The organism is Xanthomonas sp. 3058 (genome assembly GCF_014199765.1).
Lineage (GTDB): Bacteria > Pseudomonadota > Gammaproteobacteria > Xanthomonadales > Xanthomonadaceae > Xanthomonas > Xanthomonas campestris_B.
Genome location: NZ_JACHOF010000013.1, coordinates 49,595 through 70,339, shown reverse-complemented (window position 1 = coordinate 70,339; position 20,745 = coordinate 49,595). Strand labels below are relative to the sequence as shown.

General features: G+C 62.3%; 14 protein-coding genes and 2 pseudogenes. 12 read left to right on the top strand and 4 right to left on the bottom strand.

The window, feature by feature from the left end; translation table 11 throughout:
* The first annotated feature begins 5 nt into the window (after positions 1 to 5).
* Positions 6 to 512, top strand: a pseudogene (locus GGR61_RS15265) (cupin domain-containing protein).
* An 80-nt stretch (positions 513 to 592) separates the two neighbouring features.
* Complete coding sequence (locus GGR61_RS15260) at positions 593 to 1,363, top strand: pseudouridine synthase (RefSeq protein WP_184622418.1); 771 nt, start codon at positions 593 to 595, stop codon at positions 1,361 to 1,363.
* A 415-nt stretch (positions 1,364 to 1,778) separates the two neighbouring features.
* Here GGR61_RS15260 and GGR61_RS15255 read toward each other — a convergent pair whose 3' ends face one another.
* Complete coding sequence (locus GGR61_RS15255; protein ID WP_184622417.1) at positions 1,779 to 2,357, bottom strand: DUF2059 domain-containing protein; 579 nt, start codon at positions 2,355 to 2,357, stop codon at positions 1,779 to 1,781.
* Positions 2,358 to 2,413: 56 nt separating this feature from the next.
* Here GGR61_RS15255 and arfB point away from each other — a divergent pair, with 56 nt between their 5' ends.
* From arfB to lepB, 5 genes and pseudogenes are all read left to right on the top strand, one after another.
* The gene (arfB, locus tag GGR61_RS15250; RefSeq protein WP_024743182.1) at positions 2,414 to 2,845 is read left to right on the top strand and encodes an alternative ribosome rescue aminoacyl-tRNA hydrolase ArfB; all 432 of its coding nucleotides are present in this window, start codon (positions 2,414 to 2,416) and stop codon (positions 2,843 to 2,845) included.
* A gap of 2 nt (positions 2,846 to 2,847) precedes the next feature.
* Positions 2,848 to 3,477, top strand: coding sequence for a lysophosphatidylcholine acyltransferase (locus GGR61_RS15245; RefSeq protein WP_184409293.1), 630 nt, complete (start codon positions 2,848 to 2,850; stop codon positions 3,475 to 3,477).
* Between the two features lie 603 nt (positions 3,478 to 4,080).
* A complete protein-coding gene (locus tag GGR61_RS15240; protein ID WP_184622416.1) occupies positions 4,081 to 5,091 on the top strand; it encodes an isoaspartyl peptidase/L-asparaginase in 1,011 nt (336 codons plus the stop codon).
* Between the two features lie 341 nt (positions 5,092 to 5,432).
* Complete coding sequence (dcp, locus tag GGR61_RS15235) at positions 5,433 to 7,601, top strand: peptidyl-dipeptidase Dcp (RefSeq protein ID WP_184622415.1); 2,169 nt, start codon at positions 5,433 to 5,435, stop codon at positions 7,599 to 7,601.
* 358 nt (positions 7,602 to 7,959) lie between these two features.
* Positions 7,960 to 8,587, top strand: a pseudogene (gene lepB / locus GGR61_RS15230) (signal peptidase I).
* Positions 8,588 to 8,897: 310 nt separating this feature from the next.
* Here lepB and GGR61_RS15225 read toward each other — a convergent pair.
* Both GGR61_RS15225 and GGR61_RS15220 read right to left on the bottom strand, forming a co-directional pair.
* Positions 8,898 to 9,953 (bottom strand): MBL fold metallo-hydrolase, encoded by a 1,056-nt coding sequence (locus GGR61_RS15225; protein ID WP_184409297.1) that lies wholly within the window; start codon positions 9,951 to 9,953, stop codon positions 8,898 to 8,900.
* Positions 9,954 to 10,494: 541 nt separating this feature from the next.
* A complete protein-coding gene (locus GGR61_RS15220; RefSeq protein WP_184622413.1) occupies positions 10,495 to 11,451 on the bottom strand; it encodes a LysR family transcriptional regulator in 957 nt (318 codons plus the stop codon).
* Between the two features lie 119 nt (positions 11,452 to 11,570).
* Here GGR61_RS15220 and aceB point away from each other — a divergent pair, with 119 nt between their 5' ends.
* The 4 genes from aceB (at position 11,571) to GGR61_RS15200 (ending at position 18,560) form a co-directional block, all read left to right on the top strand.
* A complete protein-coding gene (aceB, locus tag GGR61_RS15215; RefSeq protein WP_184622411.1) occupies positions 11,571 to 13,187 on the top strand; it encodes a malate synthase A in 1,617 nt (538 codons plus the stop codon).
* A gap of 192 nt (positions 13,188 to 13,379) precedes the next feature.
* Positions 13,380 to 14,675 carry an isocitrate lyase gene (gene aceA / locus GGR61_RS15210; protein ID WP_184622409.1) on the top strand — a complete coding sequence of 432 codons (1,296 nt, stop codon included), beginning with the start codon at positions 13,380 to 13,382 and terminating at the stop codon, positions 14,673 to 14,675.
* Between the two features lie 303 nt (positions 14,676 to 14,978).
* Complete coding sequence (locus tag GGR61_RS15205) at positions 14,979 to 16,043, top strand: GGDEF domain-containing protein (protein ID WP_184409442.1); 1,065 nt, start codon at positions 14,979 to 14,981, stop codon at positions 16,041 to 16,043.
* A gap of 3 nt (positions 16,044 to 16,046) precedes the next feature.
* On the top strand, positions 16,047 to 18,560 hold the full coding sequence (locus GGR61_RS15200; protein ID WP_184622407.1) for a putative peptide modification system cyclase: 2,514 nt from the start codon (positions 16,047 to 16,049) through the stop codon (positions 18,558 to 18,560).
* Between the two features lie 33 nt (positions 18,561 to 18,593).
* On the opposite strand, the gene GGR61_RS15195 is transcribed toward GGR61_RS15200, so the two are convergent.
* Complete coding sequence (locus GGR61_RS15195; protein WP_184622405.1) at positions 18,594 to 18,899, bottom strand: NHLP-related RiPP peptide; 306 nt, start codon at positions 18,897 to 18,899, stop codon at positions 18,594 to 18,596.
* Positions 18,900 to 19,056: 157 nt separating this feature from the next.
* On the opposite strand from GGR61_RS15195, the gene GGR61_RS15190 reads away from it, so the two are divergent.
* Positions 19,057 to 20,241, top strand: a complete 1,185-nt coding sequence (locus GGR61_RS15190; protein WP_184622471.1) for a putative peptide maturation dehydrogenase — start codon at positions 19,057 to 19,059, stop codon at positions 20,239 to 20,241.
* The last annotated feature ends 504 nt before the right edge of the window (positions 20,242 to 20,745 follow it).

Below are 20,745 nucleotides of genomic sequence, written 5' to 3'. Positions count from 1 at the left end.
CTGCCATGCCCGATGACGCAACCGATGCATTCGACGCAACCCCACCCGCTGCGCCGATTGCCGCGCTCGATGTGCCGCCGCGCACGCAGAATTCCAGTTATCCGCCGGTGTTCGCCGCGCAGATGGATGGTCGCTAGAAACGCACACTGGGTGCCGTGTTCGGGCTGCGCAACGTCGGCGTCAACCTGACCACGCTTGCGCCGGGTGCACGCTCGGCGTTGCGGCACGGGCATTCGCTGCAGGATGAATTCGTCTACATCGTCAGCGGCACGCCGAGCCTGATGACCAACGCAGGCGAGCAACTGCTGCAGCCGGGCATGTGCGCCGGTTTCCGCGCCGGAGACGGCGATGCGCATTGCCTGATCAACCGTAGTCAGGCGGCGGTGACGTATCTGGAAGTGGGCGACCGCAGCGCCGGCGATTGCATCACCTACCCGGACGACGATCTGATGCTGGTCACCGCCGAAGACGGGCAGTGGGCGTACCGGCACAAGGACGGCACGCCGTACTGAGAGCGCTTGTGGTGAGCGATCCGCAGGCTCGGCCACGGCTTGTCGGTCCGTTCAACGGGGCTGGTCGGCACAGCGCCGCGGTGGCATACGCTGTCGGCGACGCGGATAATTCGCCGGTGAGCACATCCCCCAAGCATCTGCAGATTCTCTACCAGGACGATGCCCTGGCCGTCGTCGACAAACCCGCGGGCCTGATGGTCCACGACAGCAAGCTGGCGCGGGGAGAGGACGACTTTCTGGCCGACCGCCTGCGCGAGCAGCTGGGTCGGCCGATCTTCCTGGTCCACCGGCTCGACCGCGCCACCAGCGGTTGCCTGCTGCTGGCCTTCGATCGCGACGCCGCCAGCGCGCTGGGCAAGGCCTTGATGGCCGGCGAATTGGAGAAGGACTATCTGACGGTCTGTCGCGGCTGGCCGGCCGAGGAGCGCTTCATCGTCGACCACGATCTGGACGGCGGGCCCGGCAAGCCGGTCAAGAAGCCGGCGGTGACGCATTTTCAGCGCCTGGCCACCGGCGAGCTGGAGATCCCGTCCACCGGCTTTGCCACCTCGCGCTATGCGTTGCTGCGTTGCCAGCCGCAGACCGGGCGCTTCCGGCAGATTCGCCGGCATATGAAGCATCTGTCGCATCACATGATCGGCGACACCAGCCATGGCGACGGCCGCCACAACCGCAGCTTCCGCATGCTCGGTATTCACCGCATGCTGCTGCACGCCGAACGCCTGGGGTTCCCGCATCCGGCCGATGGCAGGCGCATCAGCGTCACTGCGCCGCTGGATGTGGAGTTCGCCAAGGCCTGTGCGTTGTTCGGGTGGGAGATGGCGGGGTTGGGAGTCATGCAGACGGCGTGATGCGGCGCGCCTGGTTCAGAGATCGAGACGTCCACTCGGCCTGCAAGAAATCTACGCAGGCGTTCCCTCACCCCAACCCCTCTCCCGCAGGCGGGAGAGGGGCTCAAGCGCCACGCTCAATGCTCGCCGTCCCCGCGTTGCCGCCTTCCCTGCTTGCCTTCCGAGTTGCTTCCTTCCCTGCTCGCCTTCCGATCTGCTTCCTTCCCTCGCCTGCGGGGGAAGGTGCCCGAAGGGCGGATGGGGGCATGCTTGTAACAGGCGCTCTCCCGGCGGGAGAAGGATGCACTGTTCTCTTCCGTCACCGGAAAGGTAACGCACCGCCGTCACCAACAACGCAATCCAACCCCGCACCCGCACCCATCGCAGCGATCACGCGGTTCCCGATCCCCAATCTCGATTCTCCAATCCCCGCCGCTCAGGGCTTCTGCCCCGCAGCAGGCTCATTGACGATCTTTTCCAGATCCTTCTGCAGATCGGCAAACAGCGGCAGCATCTTCTGCTGGATCGCGCCCATCAGGTTCTGGGTCAGTGCCGGGGTCTTGTCCAGCAGGCTCTGGCCGGCCGAGCTCTCGTAGAACTCGGCCATCGCCAGCACGTCCTCGCGCGAGAAGGAGCGCTTGTAGATGTCCACATACATCGGCCGCAACTCCGACCACGACAGCGCCTTGCGTACGGTCTGGCGGGTACGCTCCTGGATGCGTTGCAGCTGCGCCTGCTGGCTGGGATCGAGCTGGCGCTGCGCGGTGAGCTGGGCGAACTGCTGCTGCTGCATCGCTTCGATCTGCGGCAGCATGGTGTCCAGCATGGTCTGTGCACGTGAAGCGGCCAGCAGACGGTTGATGTCGGCATCGCTGGGCGCCTGCGCAAACGCGGCGGGCGAGGCAATCGCCAGCGCGGCCAGCACGATCAGACGGCGCGCGAAGGCGCGGGCGGCGGCAACGGAACGGAGGGGTGTCATCGGAGCATCCTGCAATCTGGGAACCGGCCGCAGCATACGGGAAGCCGGCGTTCGCGCGCGCGTCCCTGCCGGTGCCGATACAATCGGCGCACATGGCCAGCGACCCGATCCAGATCACCCCCAGCCTGACGATTCCGCCCAGCGAACTCGTCGAACGCTTCGTGCGCGCCAGCGGCGCGGGCGGGCAAAACGTCAACAAGGTCTCCACTGCGGTGGAACTGCGTTTCGACGTGGCCGGGTCGCCCTCGCTCCCCGAACCCCTGCGCGCGCGTCTGCTGTCGCGGCGCGATCGCCGCATGACCGCCGAGGGCGTGCTGGTGATCGACGCGCAGCGCTTCCGCACCCAGGACCGCAACCGCGACGATGCGCGCGAGCGGCTGGTCGAGATCATCAGTGCGTGCCTGTCGGTGCCCAAGCGCCGGGTCGCCACCAAACCGAGTCATGGTGCCAAGCTGCGGCGGCTGGATGCCAAGCGTGAGCGCAGCCATATCAAGCGTGGACGCTCTGCGTCCCACTGGGAGTAAGCGTGAGTCACACCGACCCGTCGTTGCCACCGGTAACACAGGCCAACATCCTGCTGCAGCCCTCTCCACCCAGAATGCCTCGCGCACACGGCCGCTTCGGCCGCTGGCTGGGGCGCACGGCACTGCGCCTGACCGGCTGGCGCCTGCTCGGGCGCCTACCCGACGAGCCCAAGCTGGTGATGATCGTCGCCCCGCATTCGTCCAACTGGGACGGCTTTGTCGGCTTTGCGGCCAAGTTCGCGCTGGGCTTCGATGTGCGCGTGCTGGGCAAGGCGCAACTGTTCTGGTGGCCGCTGGGCCCGCTGCTGCGCAAACTCGGCGCCATCCCGCTGGACCGCAGCTCGCCGCAGGGCACCATCGGCCAGGCGGTGCGGCTGATCCGCAACTCCGAGCAGATGTGGTACGTGATCACCCCCGAAGGCACCCGCAAGCGCGTGGAGCACTGGAAGGCCGGTTTCTGGAAGATCGCCTCCGACGCCAAGGTGCCGATCCTGCCGGTGTATTTCGACTACCCCAGCAAGACCGTGGGCATCGGCGAGCCGTTCTGGACCGGCACCGACATGGCCGCCGATATCGCTGCCATCCGCACCTGGTACCGGCCGTGGCGCGGCAAGCATCGCGATACGTTGTAGGTGCCATAGCGTGCAGGGTGCCGATGTGCCTTGCCCACAGATGCTGGACCAGACACGAGAGCAGCGGGCAAGTTAGGGCTCTTGCATGAGGTAGTTCTTCCTTCGTGACTCAAGGGCGCTATCTACCCAGACAAAAGGCCGAGGGTTCAACGCGCAATGGGAGACAGACTGTTCGAAGTTCTAGAAGCCGTGCAGGATGAGGCATCGTTCGTGGGCTTTGCTGAGCTCCTAGCTGCTGATCGTCGTTCAGCAGATTCTCTTGCGGTTACTCTCGATGGGTTTCAGGGGGAATGGGCGAATCAGTCAATCGCCGACTTTCTTGAGGCAGCATGCGCGTGGGCGACTACCTCATCTTTCGGCGAGCTGCCTGGACCCAAGCCAGGCAATCCTTGGCAGGCGTTCGCTCTATTTCTATGGGCTGGGCGCGGTTATGAGTAACGCAGCTAATGCTTCATTCAAGCCGACACCGTGTCGCAGTGCTGCCTTACCCAGGGTGTATTCGATAGATCAGGGAAGCGTGCATAAGACGAGACTGTCTTGCCAGTGGCACCTCCCGCAGTGCGAATGTCGCCATTTGCTGCCATGAAAGTCTGAGGAAACACCATGATTACTTCATCCGCCCGTGCGTTGTGCCTTTCCTTGCTGCTATGTGCCGGCCCGGCACTGGCCGCCACCCCGATGCTGGTGATCCACGGCGGCGCAGGCGTGGAAAAATCCAGCCTCTCCCCTGACGAACAAGCGCAGGCACGCGAAGCGATGCAACGCGCGCTGCGTGCCGGCCATGCGGTGTTGACGCGCGGCGGCAGCGCGGTGGATGCGGTGGCCGCCACCATCACCGTGCTGGAGGATGCCCCGCAGTTCAACGCCGGGCGCGGTGCGGTGTTCACCCATGACGGCAAGAACGAACTGGATGCGGCCATCATGGATGGCGCCAGCGGCAAGGCCGGTGCGATCGCCGGCGTGCATACGGTCAAGAACCCGATCCTGCTGGCGCGCAGCGTCATGGACCGCTCCAAGCACGTGATGCTGGTCGGCGACGGCGCCGAACAGTTCGCGCGTGCGCAGGGCATCACCTTGGTCGACCCGAGCTATTTCCGCACCGACAAGCGCTGGCAGCAGCTACAGAAAGCGCTCAAGGCCGAAGCTGGCGACCGCCAGGCGCAGGCCGCACTCGACCTGGAAACCGCCAAGCACTTCGGCACCGTCGGCGCGTTGGCGCTGGACCGCGATGGGCATCTCGCCGCGGGCACCTCCACCGGCGGCATGACCAACAAACGCTACGGCCGCGTCGGCGATGCCCCGATCATCGGCGCCGGCACTTATGCCAACGGCCAGTGCGCAGTGTCCGGCACCGGCTGGGGCGAGTTTTATATCCGTGCGGTGGCGGCCTACGACATCTGCGCGCGCATGAAATACGCCGGCCAATCGTTGCAGCAGGCGGCCGAGACGGTGATCGACCAGGAAATCCCCAAGGCCGGCGGCGACGGCGGGGCCATCGCGCTTGATGCGCAAGGCAACATCGCGTTCCCGTTCAACACCGAAGGCATGTATCGCGGCTGGATCGGCGCCGACGGCACTGCGCATGTGTCGATTTTCAAGGACGAGACGCTCTGACGGGCGATCTGACCTCGCGTGTGGTCGGAGCCGCCCTCATCCGCCCGTCGGGCACCTTCTCCAAGCAGAGGAGAAGGCAAGCTAATCCGGGTGAGTCCGTCGTCCTTCGCGCAAGCACGTCGCCTTGCGCGCAGGCGACTCCTCACTCCCGCACGCAAGCACGTCCTTACTCCCGCGTGCGGGAGAAGATGCCCGAAGGGCAGATGAGGGCGCAGCAGCCGCAACCAACCCTCCCCATCGCCAACACCGCCCCAGCACCCAATCCAACGGCACATGCCAGCGGCCGCCAAACCCGCTAGCGTTGCCGGATGCTTCGCCCGCCCACTCAGGAATCACACGCCATGTCGCGTACCGTCGTTCTAGCCGCAGCCATCACCCTGGCGCTGGCTGCTTGTTCTGGAAAAGAGCCGTCCGGTAAGGAGTCCACCACCGTGCCCGAAAAGACCGCCACCGCCCCGGCCGCCGATGCCGCGCCGAACCCGCTGCTGACCGCCAGCACGCTGCCGTTCCAGGCGCCGCCGTTCGACAAGATCAAGGATGCCGACTACCTGCCGGCCTTCGAAGAAGGCATGCGCCTGCACCTGGCCGACATTCGCAAGATCGCCGACAACCCCGAGCCGGCCAGCTTCGACAACACCATCGACGCGATGGAGCGCAGCGGCGAAACGCTCACGCGCGTGTCGCGCATCTTCTTCGGGTTGGTGCAGGCCGATACCAGCGATGCCCGCCAGAAGATCCAGGAAGAGATCGCGCCCAAGCTGGCCGCACACCAGGACGAGATCAATCTCGACCCGAAACTCTTCGCACGCGTCAAAACCCTCTACGACCAGCGCGACACGCTGAGCCTGGAGCCGGAGCAGAAGCGCGTGCTCGAACGCGACTACGAAGAACTGGTGCGCGCCGGTGCGCAGCTGTCCGATGCCGACAAGGCCGGCCTGCGCAAGCTCAACATCGAAGAGACCACGCTCTCTACCCAGTTCCACACCCGTCTGGTCGCCGCCTCGGCCGCTGGTGCGGTGGTGGTGGACGACAAGGCCAGACTCGATGGCCTGAGCGAGGGCGACATCGCCGCCGCCGCCGATGCGGCCAAGGCGCGCAAGCTCGATGGCAAGTATCTGCTGGCGCTGCAGAACACCACCCAGCAACCGGTGCTGGCCTCGCTGAAGGACCGCCAGCTGCGCGCCGACGTGCTCAAGGCCTCGGAAACGCGTGCAGAAAAGGGCGACGCCAACGACACCCGCCAGACCATCCAGCGCCTGGCCCAGCTGCGTGCGCAAAAGGCCAAGTTGCTCGGCTTCGACAATTACGCCGCCTACAGCCTGGGCGACCAGATGGCCAAGACCCCGGCGGCCGCGCTCAAGCTGCTGACCGATACCGTGCCGGCGGCCACCGCCAAGGCGCGCCGCGAAGTGGGCGAGATACAGAAGGTCATCGATGCGCAGAAGGGTGGTTTCAAACTCGCCGCCTCCGATTGGGACTTCTATGCCGAGCAGGTGCGCAAGGCCAAGTACGACCTGGACGAATCCCAGATCAAGCCGTATTTCGAACTGGATAACGTGCTGCAGAACGGCGTTTTCTATGCGGCCACGCAGCTGTACGGCATCACTTTCAAGCAGCGCACCGATATCCCCACCTATCACGCCGACATGAAGGTGTATGAAGTGTTCGATGCGGACGGCACCTCGATGGCGCTGTTCTATACCGACTACTTCAAGCGCGACAGCAAGTCCGGCGGCGCCTGGATGGACGTATTCGTCGAGCAGGACGGCCTCACCGGTGCCAAGCCGGTGGTCTACAACGTCTGCAACTTCACCAAGCCGGCCGCCGGCCAGCCGGCGTTGCTGAGTTTCGATGACGTCACCACCTTGTTCCATGAGTTCGGCCACGCGCTGCACGGCATGTTCTCCAAGGTGAAATACCCCTCGATCGCTGGCACCAGCACCTCGCGCGATTTCGTCGAGTTCCCCTCGCAGTTCAACGAGCACTGGGCCTCCGACCCCAAGGTCTTCGCCAACTACGCCAAGCACTACCAGACCGGTGCGCCGATGCCGGCCGAACTGGTCGAGAAGATCAAGAAGGCCAAGACCTTCAACAGCGGTTACGCCACCACCGAATACCTGTCGGCGGCGCTGCTCGACCTGGCCTGGCATACCCAGCCGGCCGACGCGCCGTTGCAGGACGTGAGCAAGTTCGAAGCCGACGCGTTGAAGCGCTTCAAGGTGGACCTGGCCGAAGTGCCGCCGCGCTATCGCAGCAGTTATTTCGACCACATCTGGGGCGGTGGCTATTCTGCCGGGTATTACGCCTATTTCTGGTCGGAAGTGCTCGACGACGACGCGTTCGAATGGTTCAAGGAGAACGGCGGCTTGAACCGCAAGAACGGCGATATCTTCCGCGCCAAGATCCTTTCGCGTGGCAATACGGTGGACTTGGCCACGTTGTACCGGGATTTCCGCGGCAAGGATCCCAGCGTCAAGGCGCTGCTGGAGAATCGTGGTTTGACGGAGTGAGTGACGGAGCGATGCGTGCGCGTCGTTGGCGCATGCACGTGTAGCCATTGGAGTTAGCAATCAAGACGGGATGGCCATGCGCCATCCCGTTTTTTTTTGTGTATGGGGTTCAGCAAGTCATGCTGTCGCTGTGCTCTTGCTTGCTTTTGCTGTTCGGTATGGGGCCTCGGAAGCGATAGCCAGAGCACAACAACAGCCAATGCCAAAACCAGGGCAACAACCAGGCAACAACCAAAGTAACAACCAGACAACAGCAACGTGGGCCGTGCCATGCCTTTCGTCACTTCCGCCCGCCCGGGGCGCAAGCGCATCTTCGATAGGCCATCGCCGGCCATCAATTCAGACCAACAGGTGCCCCATGAAGCAACCCAATCCCACCGCCTCCCGTCTGCAACGCGCTGCACACTGGTCACGCAAGGAATTGCTGCCGTTGTTGGTGTTACTGGTGCTGATGACGGCCGCGCGTTCCTCGTTCGCCAACCACTACCAGGTGCCGAGCGGCTCGATGCAGCCCACCCTTGGAGCCGGGCGACCGTGTGGTGGTGGACATGCATGCCTACGGCTGGCATCTGCCGCTGAGCAACCGCATCGTCGTTGATGGCGATCGACCGCAGCGTGGTGAGGTGGTGGTGTTCGATTCGCCGCGCGATGGCACGCGTTTGATCAAGCGTGTGGTGGCAGTGGCGGGCGACCGGGTCAACTTGACCGACGGGCATCTGCAGATCAACGACGTGCCGCTTGCACGGGAAGGTCGCAGTGCCGAACGTTTCGGTGCGCATCTGGCGCAATTGAATCTCGGCAATGGCGGCGGTCCCAATATCGCAGGGCTGACGGTACCGCCAGGCAAGTTGCTGATGCTGGGCGACCACCGTGGCAACAGCCTGGATGGACGTTACTTCGGATTGGTCGATGCCTCGGCCGTCTATGGCAAGGCGGTTGCGGTGTATTACCGGCATGGCGAAGGGCTGCAGTGGCAGCGCCTGTAATGGACGCTGTTGGCTTCCGCGTCAGCATGCGCGTCAAGGCGATCGCGCTACGCCATTGGGCAAACCGCACCAAGCGGAAAAGACATCCAACAGCCACTGAGCCCATGAAGGTGCTGGTAAATGCGTGATGCCGCGTCACCCACGATGGCGTCCTGCGCCGACTCCAAAACCGTGCAACATTGCCACGCGTTAGTCAGTTGCGCCCCTGCGCGGTAGCGCAAGGATCCTGCATCGATCGACAGTGCGCGTTGCCGACGGAGAGACACTGGCACACACACCACAGGTACGTGCCAGCCCCACCATGCAACGCTTACCGCATTGCCACCGGTGCATCCGAAGCGATCGCGGTTTCATCCTGCCGCCACCAATGCAGGCGATTGCCGGGTGCATTCACATCAACGCGCTCGCCCATGCGTGGCGTGACCAGTGCAATGTCGGCGCTATCGGCCAGCGCCACGATCCGGTCCAGTGGCTCCTGCCATGCATGCATCGCCAGATCGAACGTGCCGTTGTGGATCGGCAGCAGCGTCTGGCCGCCGATATCCAGAAACGCCTGCAGGCTCTGCTCCGGCTGCATGTGCACGTGCGGCCATTTATGGTCGTACGCGCCGTTTTCGATCAGCGCTACATCGAACGGGCCGAGCTGCTCGCCGATGGTCTTGAAGTGCGGGCCATACCCGCCGTCGCCACTGAAAAACAGGCGCAGGTCGCCGTCCTGGATCACCCAGGAACACCACAGGGTCTGCCCGCTGTCGAACAGTCCGCGCCCGGAGAAATGTTGCGACGGGGTGGCGGTCAGCTGCAGGCCATCGAGCGTGATCGTGTCCCACCAATCGAGCTGCCGCACCTTGGCCGGGTCCACGCCCCAGCGCACCAGCAGGTCGCCCACACCCAGCGGTGCGACAAACACGCCAACGCGATCGGCCACCGCCAGGATGGTGGCGCGATCGAGATGGTCGTAATGGTTGTGCGAGAGGATCACCCCGGCCAGCGCTGGCAGATCGTCCAGCGCAATCGGCGGCGCATGAAAGCGCTTGGGCCCGAAAAACGGTACCGGCGAGGCGCGCTTGGAGAAGACCGGGTCGGTCAGCCACAGCCCGCCGGCCAGCTTCATCAACACGGTGGAATGGCCCAGCCGGTACAGGCTGCGGTCCGGTGCGGCGAGCAACTGCGCGCGCGTCAGCGGCTGCACCGGCAACGGCGTGGATGGCACCGTGCCGCTGGGCTTGTTGAAGGCGAACGCCCATAGCAAGCCGATCCGCTCGCGCAGGCTCAGCCTGACGGTCGGTAACGGCTGCACATTGCGAAACCGTCCGCCACGAAATTGCGGCGAATCGGCATAAGGGGGAAGGCGGGAAGAAGCCATGGCAGGGACGACCGAGACGTGGGAGGGCGACGGGGAATGATGACGCTGCGCAGTGTAGTCGTGCTTGTCATGGAGGATTTTGACGCGGACGAACAGCTTGGGAACAAGATGGGTCTTGTGCCGATGCGCGGTGAACTTGTGCGCGCACTCTTTGCTGCATCTCCTGGTGTGCATCGCTGCTATCGGCCTGCGCCAGCCCGAAGAAGATGCGCGAAACGCCGGTACGCGTGTTGCCGCTGCGGTCGATCGCTTCGAAGCTGTGTTTGACGGTCGCAGGCGCTCCCTTCTGGCGCTTCTCTCCTTAGGAGGGAGAGGGAAGCAGGCATTCGGATGATCTGTTACCGCCGCGCAAGCGATTTGCATCCTGCGCGCAGGCAACGCTTTATTCCTGCACGCAAGCGTGTCCTTCTGTCGTATGCGGGAGAAGGTGACCAAGGGCGGATCTGCAATTTTCTGAGCAACCGCAGTGAAAAGAAAACCGCAATTTGCAGGTGTTGAACGTGCTTGTCTCCAAGCGTTCGCTCAATGGTCACACGCACGTTTACCGCTCCGAATCCCCGCCCTCGTCATAACCACGGGGTGTAAACAGGTCCGGTTGGATCAGTTCGATAAACGCGCGTGCCTGTGGCGACAGATACTTGCCCTTGCGCACCACCACGCCATAGCTGCGGGTCGGGAAATAATCCTTGAGTGAGCGCGTGGCGAGCTTGTCGCGGTCGGCATCGGTGACGCAGATCGCGGTGACGATGGAGATACCCATGCCCATCGCCACGTATTGCTTGATCACTTCCCAGCCGCCCACCTCCAGCGCCACGGTGTAGGGCACCCGCGCTTGCTGAAAGATGAGATCGACCAGGCGATAGGTCACCTGCCGGCGCGGCGGCAGGATCAACGGATACGGTGACAGGTCTTGCAGCGAGACGCTGGCTTTGCTGGCCAGTGGGTGATCGGGTGGGGTGATCAGCAATTGCTCGAAACGATACACCGGCGCGTAGTTGAGGTCGGCCGGGACGTCCAGCATCGAGCCGATCGCCAGATCCACCGCGTCCTCGCGCAGCAGGTCGGTGCCATCGGCGCTGATCGCGTTGTGCAGGGTCAGGCGCACCTCCGGGTGACGTGCGCGGAAGTTTTCCACGATGCGCGGCAGCAGGTACAGGATGGTGGAACTGTTGGCGGCGATAGTGAGTTCACCGGCATCCAGCCCGCGGATCTTCTCGCGGAAGCTCGCCTCCAACCCGTCCAGGCTTTCCACCAGCGGCAGCGCCATGTCGTACAGCAGCTGGCCCTCGCGGCTGGGTGCCAGCCGCCGCCCGGAGCGCTCGAACAAGGCGACGCCGAGGTCGCGTTCCAGCGCCTGCAACTGCAGGGTCACCGCCGGCTGGCTGACGTACAGCGCCTCAGCTGCCCGTGAGACCGAGCCCAATCGGACGGTCTGGCAAAACGCACGCAGCGGCTTGAGACGGTCGGATTTGTAGGAAAATCGAGGGGTTGGCGCCATGGCTGCGGTTAAATCCGGATAAATATAAGTCCAGCTTATTTACTGCATTGATAAAACTGTTTTGTCAAATAACTGCCGTCGGCGCACGGTGGGGTTCCGGACGCACTAGGACTTCCACCATGTCTGCCACCGCTTTGGCTCCCCGCTCCAACGAACACGCCACCCCCGGGCTGGCGCTGACCACCCAGGTGTCTGGCCAGGCAGAACTGCTGCCGGCGGCAGCGCTGGCCTTACTGGTGTCGCTGCACCGTGCGATCGAACCCGGCCGCCAACGCTGCCTGGCGCAGCGGCAAATCCGTCAGGCCGACTTCGATGCCGGCCAGTTGCCGGACTTCCGCCCCGACACCCGCGCCATCCGCGAGGGCGACTGGCGCGTGGCCGCGCTGCCGTCGGCGCTGCAGGACCGTCGCGTCGAGATCACCGGCCCCACCGATCCGAAGATGGTCATCAACGCGCTGAACTCCGGCGCCAAGGTGTTCATGGCCGACTTCGAGGATTCCACCGCGCCGACCTGGCGCAATCTGCTGGCCGGTCAGCGCACCCTGGCCGCCGCCGTGCGCGGCGATCTGACATTCGATGCGCCCAACGGCAAGCACTACGCGCTGCGCCCCGAAGACGAGCGCGCCGTGTTGATCGTGCGCCCGCGCGGTTGGCATCTGGATGAGAAGCACGTGCGCATCGATGGCCAGCCGCTGGCCGGTGGGCTGTTTGACGCGGCGCTGTTCGCCTTCCACAACGGACGCGCGCTGTTGGCCAGGGACCGCGGCCCGTATCTGTACCTGCCCAAGCTGCAGAGCATGGAAGAGGCCGCGCTGTGGGAGACCGCGCTGGCGCATATCGAGGCGATGCTCGGTTTGCCGCATGGCCAGATCAAGGTCACCGTGCTGATCGAAACGCTGCCGGCGGTGTTCGAGATGGACGAGATCCTGCACGCGCTGCGTGACCGTATCGTGGGGCTCAATTGCGGGCGCTGGGACTACATCTTTTCGTATCTGAAAACCTTCCGTGCGCACCGCGACCGCGTTCTTCCCGAACGCGGCCAGGTCACCATGACCCAGCCGTTCTTGAAGGCGTATTCGGAGCTGCTGATCAAGACCTGCCATCGGCGTGGTGCACATGCGATGGGCGGCATGGCCGCGCAGATTCCGATCAATCACGACGAAGCGGCCAACGAGCAGGCGATGGCGCGCGTGCGTGCCGACAAGTTGCGCGAAGTGACCGCTGGCCACGATGGCACCTGGGTGGCGCATCCGGCCTTGATTCCGGTGGCGATGGCCCTGTTCGACGAACATATGCCCACCGCCCATCAGCAGCATGTGTTGCGCAACGATGTGCAGGTGACGCGCGATATGCTGATTGCACCTTCGCCGGGCACCGTTACCCGCGCCGGTTTCGAGGGCAATGTCGAAGTCTGCGTGCGGTACCTGGCCGCCTGGCTGGACGGCAATGGCTGTGTGCCGATCCATCACCTGATGGAAGACGCCGCGACTGCCGAAATCAGCCGCGCACAACTCTGGCAGTGGTTGCATCACCGGACGCACCTGGACGACGGCACTGTCATCGATCAGCAGTTATTGCAGTCCGCGTTGCGTGCGCTGCCTGCACGCCTGGGCGCGACCAACGCACTGCCTGGCGCTGCGCGCATCGACGACGCCATTACCTTGCTGGAAACACTCAGCCGCGCCGATGAACTGGCCGATTTCCTCACCGTGCCGGCATATCGCTTGATCGACTGATCGACACGCTGCAGCGACACGCCACAGCACGCTTGCTGTCGCTGCAACCCATCAACGCAACGCACTACGTCAACACCGCACACCGCCCGATTGCGCCCACGTGCAACGACGGCCTTGCCATGTCTTGAACACACCTCAACGCGCAATTCCTTCCTCGTTGCATCCGCCGTATTCCTGTCAGGAGAACGCACCATGAGCAACACACTGCAGACCGCCGAACAGATCCAGAAAGAGTGGGCCAGCAACCCGCGCTGGGCCGGCATCACCCGCAACTACACCGCCGCCGATGTGGTGCGCCTGCGCGGTACCGTGCATGTCGAGCATTCGTTGGCGCGGCTGGGCGCGGACAAGTTGTGGACCGCGCTGCATGCCACGCCGTTCGTCAATGCGCTGGGCGCACTGACCGGCAACCAGGCGATGCAGCAGGTGAAGGCCGGCCTCAAGGCGATCTACCTGTCCGGCTGGCAGGTGGCGGCCGATGCCAATCTGGCCGGGCAGATGTATCCGGACCAATCGCTGTACCCGGCCGATTCGGTGCCGGCGGTGGTCAAGCGCATCAACAACACCTTGTTGCGTGCCGACCAGCTGCATCACGCCGAAGGCAACGACGATATCGACTTCCTGCAGCCGATCGTGGCCGATGCCGAAGCCGGCTTCGGCGGCGTGCTCAATGCCTTCGAGCTGATGAAAGCGATGATCGAAGCCGGCGCGGCCGGCGTGCACTTCGAAGACCAACTGGCGTCGGTGAAAAAATGCGGCCACATGGGCGGCAAGGTGCTGGTGCCCACGCGCGAGGCGATCGAAAAGTTGAATGCCGCACGTCTGGCCGCCGACGTCTTGGGCGTGCCCACCTTGCTGATTGCACGCACCGATGCCGAAGCGGCCGATCTCATCACCAGCGATGTCGATACAAACGATCAGCCGTTCACCACCGGCGAGCGCACCGTCGAAGGCTTCTTCAAGACCCGCAACGGGCTGGATCAGGCGATCAGCCGCGGGCTGGCTTACGCACCGTATGCAGATCTGGTCTGGTGCGAGACCGGCAAGCCGGACCTGGAATTCGCGCGTGCGTTTGCGCAGGCCATCCATGCAAAATTTCCCGGCAAATTGCTGGCCTACAACTGCTCGCCCAGCTTCAACTGGAAGAAGCACCTGGACGACGCCACCATCGCCAAGTTCCAGACCGAGTTGGCAAGCTATGGCTACAAGTTCCAGTTCATCACCCTGGCCGGCTTCCACGCGCTGAACTACGGCATGTTCCATCTGGCCCACGGGTATGCCCGCCGTCAGATGAGCGCCTTCGTCGAGTTGCAGCAGGCGGAATTCGCCGCAGCGGACATGGGGTTCACCGCAGTCAAGCATCAACGCGAGGTAGGCACCGGTTACTTCGATGCGGTGACGCAGGCAATTCAGCAGGGCCAGTCGTCCACCACGGCACTGCGTGGCTCCACCGAGGAAGAGCAGTTTCATGGGGACAAAGCGGCCTGAGCAGCTGCCATATGCGCGGCGGCGCGACCGTTGGCCGCGCATATGGCAGGCATCCTGCCTGCGCCAGTTGTTTCAAGCATCTGTGTATTGCCGCAGGCGGGCCGGCAGCGTGGGCCCGCAGCATGCCCCGATGGTTCACCACGCCGTCACGACGGGCTCGGGAAACCCAGCCCTACTTCTTACTGCAATACCCGACAGCTTGTCTCACAATAAATGAGAAGCGATGTGACCTGGTACTGAACAAGGCGCTCCTGTAGGATTTGTCCGTGGGCTAACGCTGTATGTCGGCCTAAGGAAACCGGAATGACTTGCCACAATGCTGCGGGCGCAGTCGAGCCGACGGGGGGCATCGCAAAGACGCTGTCGGACGGGCTGCATGCACTGATGAGCGCCGAGGAACTGGCGTTTTTCGCCCGCTTTGGCCGTGCCCGTACGTTAGCCGCAGGCCAGGCGTTGTTCGAGCGCGGTGCGGTCGGCACGCAGATGTTCATCGTGGTCAGTGGCCAGATCGACCTGGATTTCGGCGAGGATCTGATGCTCAAGCACCTGGGTCCGGGCGAATTCTTTGGCGAGCTTGGCCTGCTGATCGGCGACCACGCCCGCAGTGCCGGTGCCAGCGCCGCGACCGACAGCCGCTTGATCGAACTGGCGCACGCCGATTTCCAGCGTCTGGTCGATCACGACCCGTCGATGGTGGCGCACTTCCTGCGCCGCACCATCGTGCGCGTGGTCAACAACGAGCAACTGCTGATCCGCCAACTGCGCCGCCGCAACCATGATCTGGAAGCGGCGTTGGACAACCTCTACGTCACCTCGCACCAGCTCAACCACACCGAAGAACTCAGCCGGACCGACGAGCTCACCGGCTTGCACAACCGGCGTGGCCTGGCCCTGCATCTGCAGGAATGCCGGCGCGCAGGCAACGTGCCCGGCGTGGCGCTGATCCTGATCGACTGCGACCGTTTCAAGCGCATCAACGATGAGTTCGGGCATCTGGCCGGCGACCGCATGCTGCAGAACGTCGCCCACGCGCTGCGTTCGGTCATCGCCGAAGGCGATCTCGCCTGTCGCCTGGGTGGCGACGAGTTCTGCGTGCTGGTCGCGCAGGGCACCAGAGAATTGGTGCATCACATCGGCGAATGCCTTGTGCGCGCGGTAGATGCGCGGTTATGCAATGGGCCCAGCGAGCAAGGCTGCTCGGTCAGCGTGGGCTTGTGCATGATCGATCCCGATGCGGCCTGGAACGACTGGTACACGCTGGCCGACAGCGCGCTATACGATGCCAAGCGGCAGGGCGGCAATATGCTGTGCATGCATGAAGCGCCCGTCTCGGGCACGGGCAACCTGTTCGCGTCGGACGGTAGCTGAGCAATGAGCGCACGCACCCACGCACGCAAGGACGCGTCGTCGGAGGCGATCAATGCACCGCGTCTGCGCACCCTGCTGCTGACCGATCTATGCGATTCCACCGCCCTGGTCGAACGCATCGGCGACAACGCCGCAGCAGCCCTGTTCCGCGAGCACGATCGGCTGGTGGTCAAACTGCAGCAGCACTGGCGCGGCCGATTGATCGACCGCTCCGACGGTCTGCTGCTGTTGTTCGATCGGCCCATCGATGGATTGGGCTTCGCACTGGATTACGCGCGCGGGCTCAGCGCGATGGGCGCGGCCCACACGCTGACGCTGCGTGCGCGCCAGGGCTTGCATGTCGGCGAAGTGCTGACCTGGCGCAACAGCGACGAAGCGGTCAGCATCGGCGCCAAGCCGCTGGAAGTGGAAGGCCTGGCCAAGCCGACCGCCGCGCGCCTGATGTCGATGGCACGGCCGGGTCAGATTCTGGTCTCGGCCGTTGCCGAGTCGCTGACCCACCGCGCCGCCCGCGAGCTGGGCAACCGCGCCGAACGCATCCTCTGGAAATCCCACGGCCGTTGGCGCTTCAAGGGCGTGCCGACGCCGATGGAGATTTACGAGGTTGGCGAAATCGGTCTGACGCCGTTGCGCTTGCCGAAGAACTCAGCCAAGGCGTGGCGCGATATCCCGCTATGGCGGCGGCCGGCGGCGTTGGTCGCAGAGTTAGGAGTGGCGCTTGGAATCATTTTTGCCGTTTGGGTGTTTGCGCGCCCGCAACCGGCGCTTGCATTCGCCGAGCGGGATTGGGTAGTTGTAGGGACGGTACGCAACCTTACCGACGACGTTATGCTGGAGAGCTCACTGGATCAGGCTTTTCGGATCAGCCTGGAGCAGTCGCGCTATGTCAACGTGCTCAGTGAGGACAGAGCGCTGAAGCTGCTGGCGCTGATGCGTAAAGATCCCTACAAGGAGCCACTGGATCGCAAGAATGCTTCCGACGTAGCAATGCGTACAGGTGCGCGTGTGGTATTGCTTCCTTCGGTTGGTTACGTAGGCGGACGCACGCGTTTTGTTGTGGAAGTCGTCGACCCAAAAACACAGCAGACCGTAGCAGTGAGCACAGCTCTGGGCTCCAGCCCTTCCATCCTTGCTGCAGTTGATAAGGTCACCGGTGACTTGAGAAGCCAGCTCGGCGAAAACCGAGATAGCATTCGTAAAAATAGTCCTCCGCTGCCAGATGTTACGACATCCAGTCTGGACGCGCTGCGCGCATATGCGCTTGGTCAAAAGCGCTACTCCGAGGGAAAGTATGCCGCTGCACTGGATTTCTACCAGAAAGCAGTGGATATAGATCCTCACTTCGCATTGGCCTGGCTAGGGCAAGTACGTGCTCACTTTGCCAACGTCGATTATAGAAGGGCAACCGAAAAACTTAGGGTTGCCGAAAAGTTCAAATCCAGGCTTCCACCACGTGAAGCTCTTTACGTTAAGAGTTGGGGTGTGCAGATTCTGGACCCAGCACAGGCCGCCGATTCCTGGGTTCAGATGGCAGAGCTGTATCCAGACTATGCCCCTGCTCAAGCCAATGCAGCGATGGATCTATTCGTTGCAAACAGGTTTACTGAGGCCCTGTCTTACGCGCACATGTCGACGCAGGGAAAGTACGATCTTTCCAGCATATCGCTAGACATGTATGGGCGCATCCTGCTTGCTCTAGGTCAATACGATCAGGCCGATCGTGCAGTGGCGCAAGCTGTGAATGCGGGTTGGAATGGCGCGCTGCTCCGCCAGGCCGCTGTAGCTGCCGCCAAGCGTGATTTTTCTGGTGCACGTACCGCGCTTGCAAAAGTTGAGACAAACAACTTTCATGCTGGCATCACCCGAACGACCATCGCGCTTGACGAAGGCGATCTGCGTGGTGCAGTTGCGCACGCCCAAGCTGGCTTGAATGCAGGCCTTGCCAAGCAAGGCACCGACCGCATCAATTACTACGTTCCCTTGGCGACTGCATTATTGGCGTCGGGACAGCGCCTTAAAGCTGTAGAGGTAGCCAAGGAAGGTGCGCAGCTTGCGCTGCACGACCTAAGTAAGGACGTACCAATCGATACCATCGATAACCTGTCTACTGCTCTGGCCGCAGCGCTAGTGATGGTGCGTGCGGGAGACACATCGAGTGCGGCGAAGGTTCTAGAACGGGTCAGAACAACGCCACTGGCCTATGCCAACCGCTTGATCGTTGAACTGGGCGCAGTAGTGGATGCCGAAATTCTGCTTGTCAATCGTAGACCGGCCGATGCATTCCGCTCGCTCACGCCCTATCTGGATTCGGCATCGCGCTTCCAGACACGCGCCACAGCAATGCGCGCGGCACGACTAGCGCAGCGCAGTGAAGATGCGCGCATCCAAAACAACTGGATGCGGCATCGCCGGGGACTGGCCTATGCGGAAATCGAATGCGGATACTGCTTGCAGGCGCTTAACGTTATAGATCTGAAAGCTGCAGAAGCTTCCTGGATTGCGGAGGCGCAGGGCTAACAACCCTGCTACCTGTGCCTTACATCTGTCGAATTACTTAAGGGTTCTATCGCCGTCATAGCCGGCATCCAGTTGAGGAACGATATGTGAGGTTCCCGACGTCAGCATGGTGTTGATTTGTTCACGGGCGCTCGCGATCACATCCTTGTCGGCAAGCTGGATGCTGCTCGTACAATCGCGCACGAAGGCCTCAATATCGTCATCAGGTGCAGCGACGTGCCCGACCTGCTGTAACGCTGTCACCGTATCTGAGACGAACAATGTGCGGAAGGTGTCGTCCGTAGATAGCAGGTCGATCAATTTGCTTGCAACTGCAGGATCAAGTTTCAGCGTCGGCATCTTTGGGTTCTTCAAGTGGGTGAAGTATCACATAGCGGCTCTAGCGTTGCTGGCTTGAGGGCTGTCGTGCAACGGACTCAAGTTTAGGTAGCTGGGAGACGCTATAACTATCGCAGGTACGCCACGTAAGTTGTATTTCATTTCGCTGGAGAAGCTGATGCGGGTCAGACGTTGTGCAGTTGTCATGCTGGAGCCACGGGAAACCGTGTTCTACACGTTGGAGAGTCTTTTGCAGGGAGGTAATGGACTGCAGCACGTCATGGAGTGGTTTGCGCTAGCGCCCCATCTCGATGCGCCAGTGGCAGTGACGGAAGATCAGTGCCAGTTATTGGGTGGCCTCAGCCCTTCGCACTGGACACCTAGATCGCACTTCGACCCTGAAACACTGGAGGGGTTGATTGGCGAAGGTCTGGTAATAGATGAGCAAGCGCGGTACGCATTAGTCGCCCAAAACGATGAGCGACTCAGAGCGTCGCATTGGCATCCGCTCGCAGCGGTACTGCACGCCTTTACGCGCTGGGATGGTGTTGATGCGGTCAAGAACACGCGAGACTCTGGGACTGAGACGGCTGTTGCAATGCGTCGTGTCCTCGGCCCCGCGCCGCCTGAGGTTCAGCGGACCCTCGATAACAAGACATTGATCGGCCTGCCAGCGATGTCCCCGAACGATTTCGATGGTTTGCTTGGACGTCGGGTCACCTGCCGTAATTTCGATCAAGGCAGAGCGGTCCCCCTTCAAATGTTTTCCCACATGCTGCAGCGTGTCTTTGGCGCGCAGGCTCAGGTGGAAGTCGGCAAGGATCTGGTCTTCCTGAAAAAAAATGTTCCGTCTGGTGGCGGCTTGCATCCAATCGAAGCTTACATCCTGGTAAGGCATGTTGACGGGCTGGCGGCAGGCATCTATCACTATCGCGCAGATGTTCATGCATTGGAGCCTGTCGCAGGGGTTGAATGTTCCGATGATTTCGTCATGCAGGCTGTCGGGCAACAACACTGGTTTGCGGATGCTCACGTCTTGATTGCGCTGGTTCCGCACTTCGATAGAACTTTTTGGAAATACCGTCAACACGCGAAAGGTTATCGGGTAGTTGCATTGGAAGCCGGACACCTCTCGCAGACACTGTATCTTGCGGCTACGGATCTTGGCCTGGGCGCATTTATCACCTGCGCGGTCAACGAAAAACATCTCGAGCGCGCTTTGGGACTGGACCCGATATCGCAAGGTGTTTCAGCTGTTTGTGGCTTCGGTTGGCGTGCCCAAACCATGGTCACAACAGAACTGGATCCAGCTAGTACGATTTGGAGTGGAAAATGCGACTCCAATCGACTCGATCACCAATAGCTCTGTGTAGAAGAGTCACGCTATTGAATTAACCATCTCATTTGACGGAGCAGCTTTCCTGATTAGCCCTGACCGTCAGCCTGCTTGTCGCTACCGGCCTGGTGGCGGCGCCACGTGTCCTAAGGTTTTTCCACGGGTTACGCTGTCGGTGTTACTGAGACGGCAGTGCTGGCCAAAATTTTTTCAGCGAGGATGCCATTGGCGTGCTGAATTAGGCTGAATTGGGAAGGTCACGGAATTGCTATAGCTTACGCTCAGTGCTAATCAGGACAGCTTTTAAGTAAAGGCCGGCGACCAAGCGGCCGCCGGTCTCGACAGACTACAACGACAGTTACCGCATGACAGACTGGTGAGATAACACCAGTCGAATTTCGTGGTCAACACCACCCGCAGACCTCTAGTTTTAGCTGGCATTGAATTGCCGAGAGTCGGTAGAGGTGCATGCCAATATCTTAGTTGCCGCCACCAGCATCAAATTTCCACTAATTTCGATGGGCGGCGGCA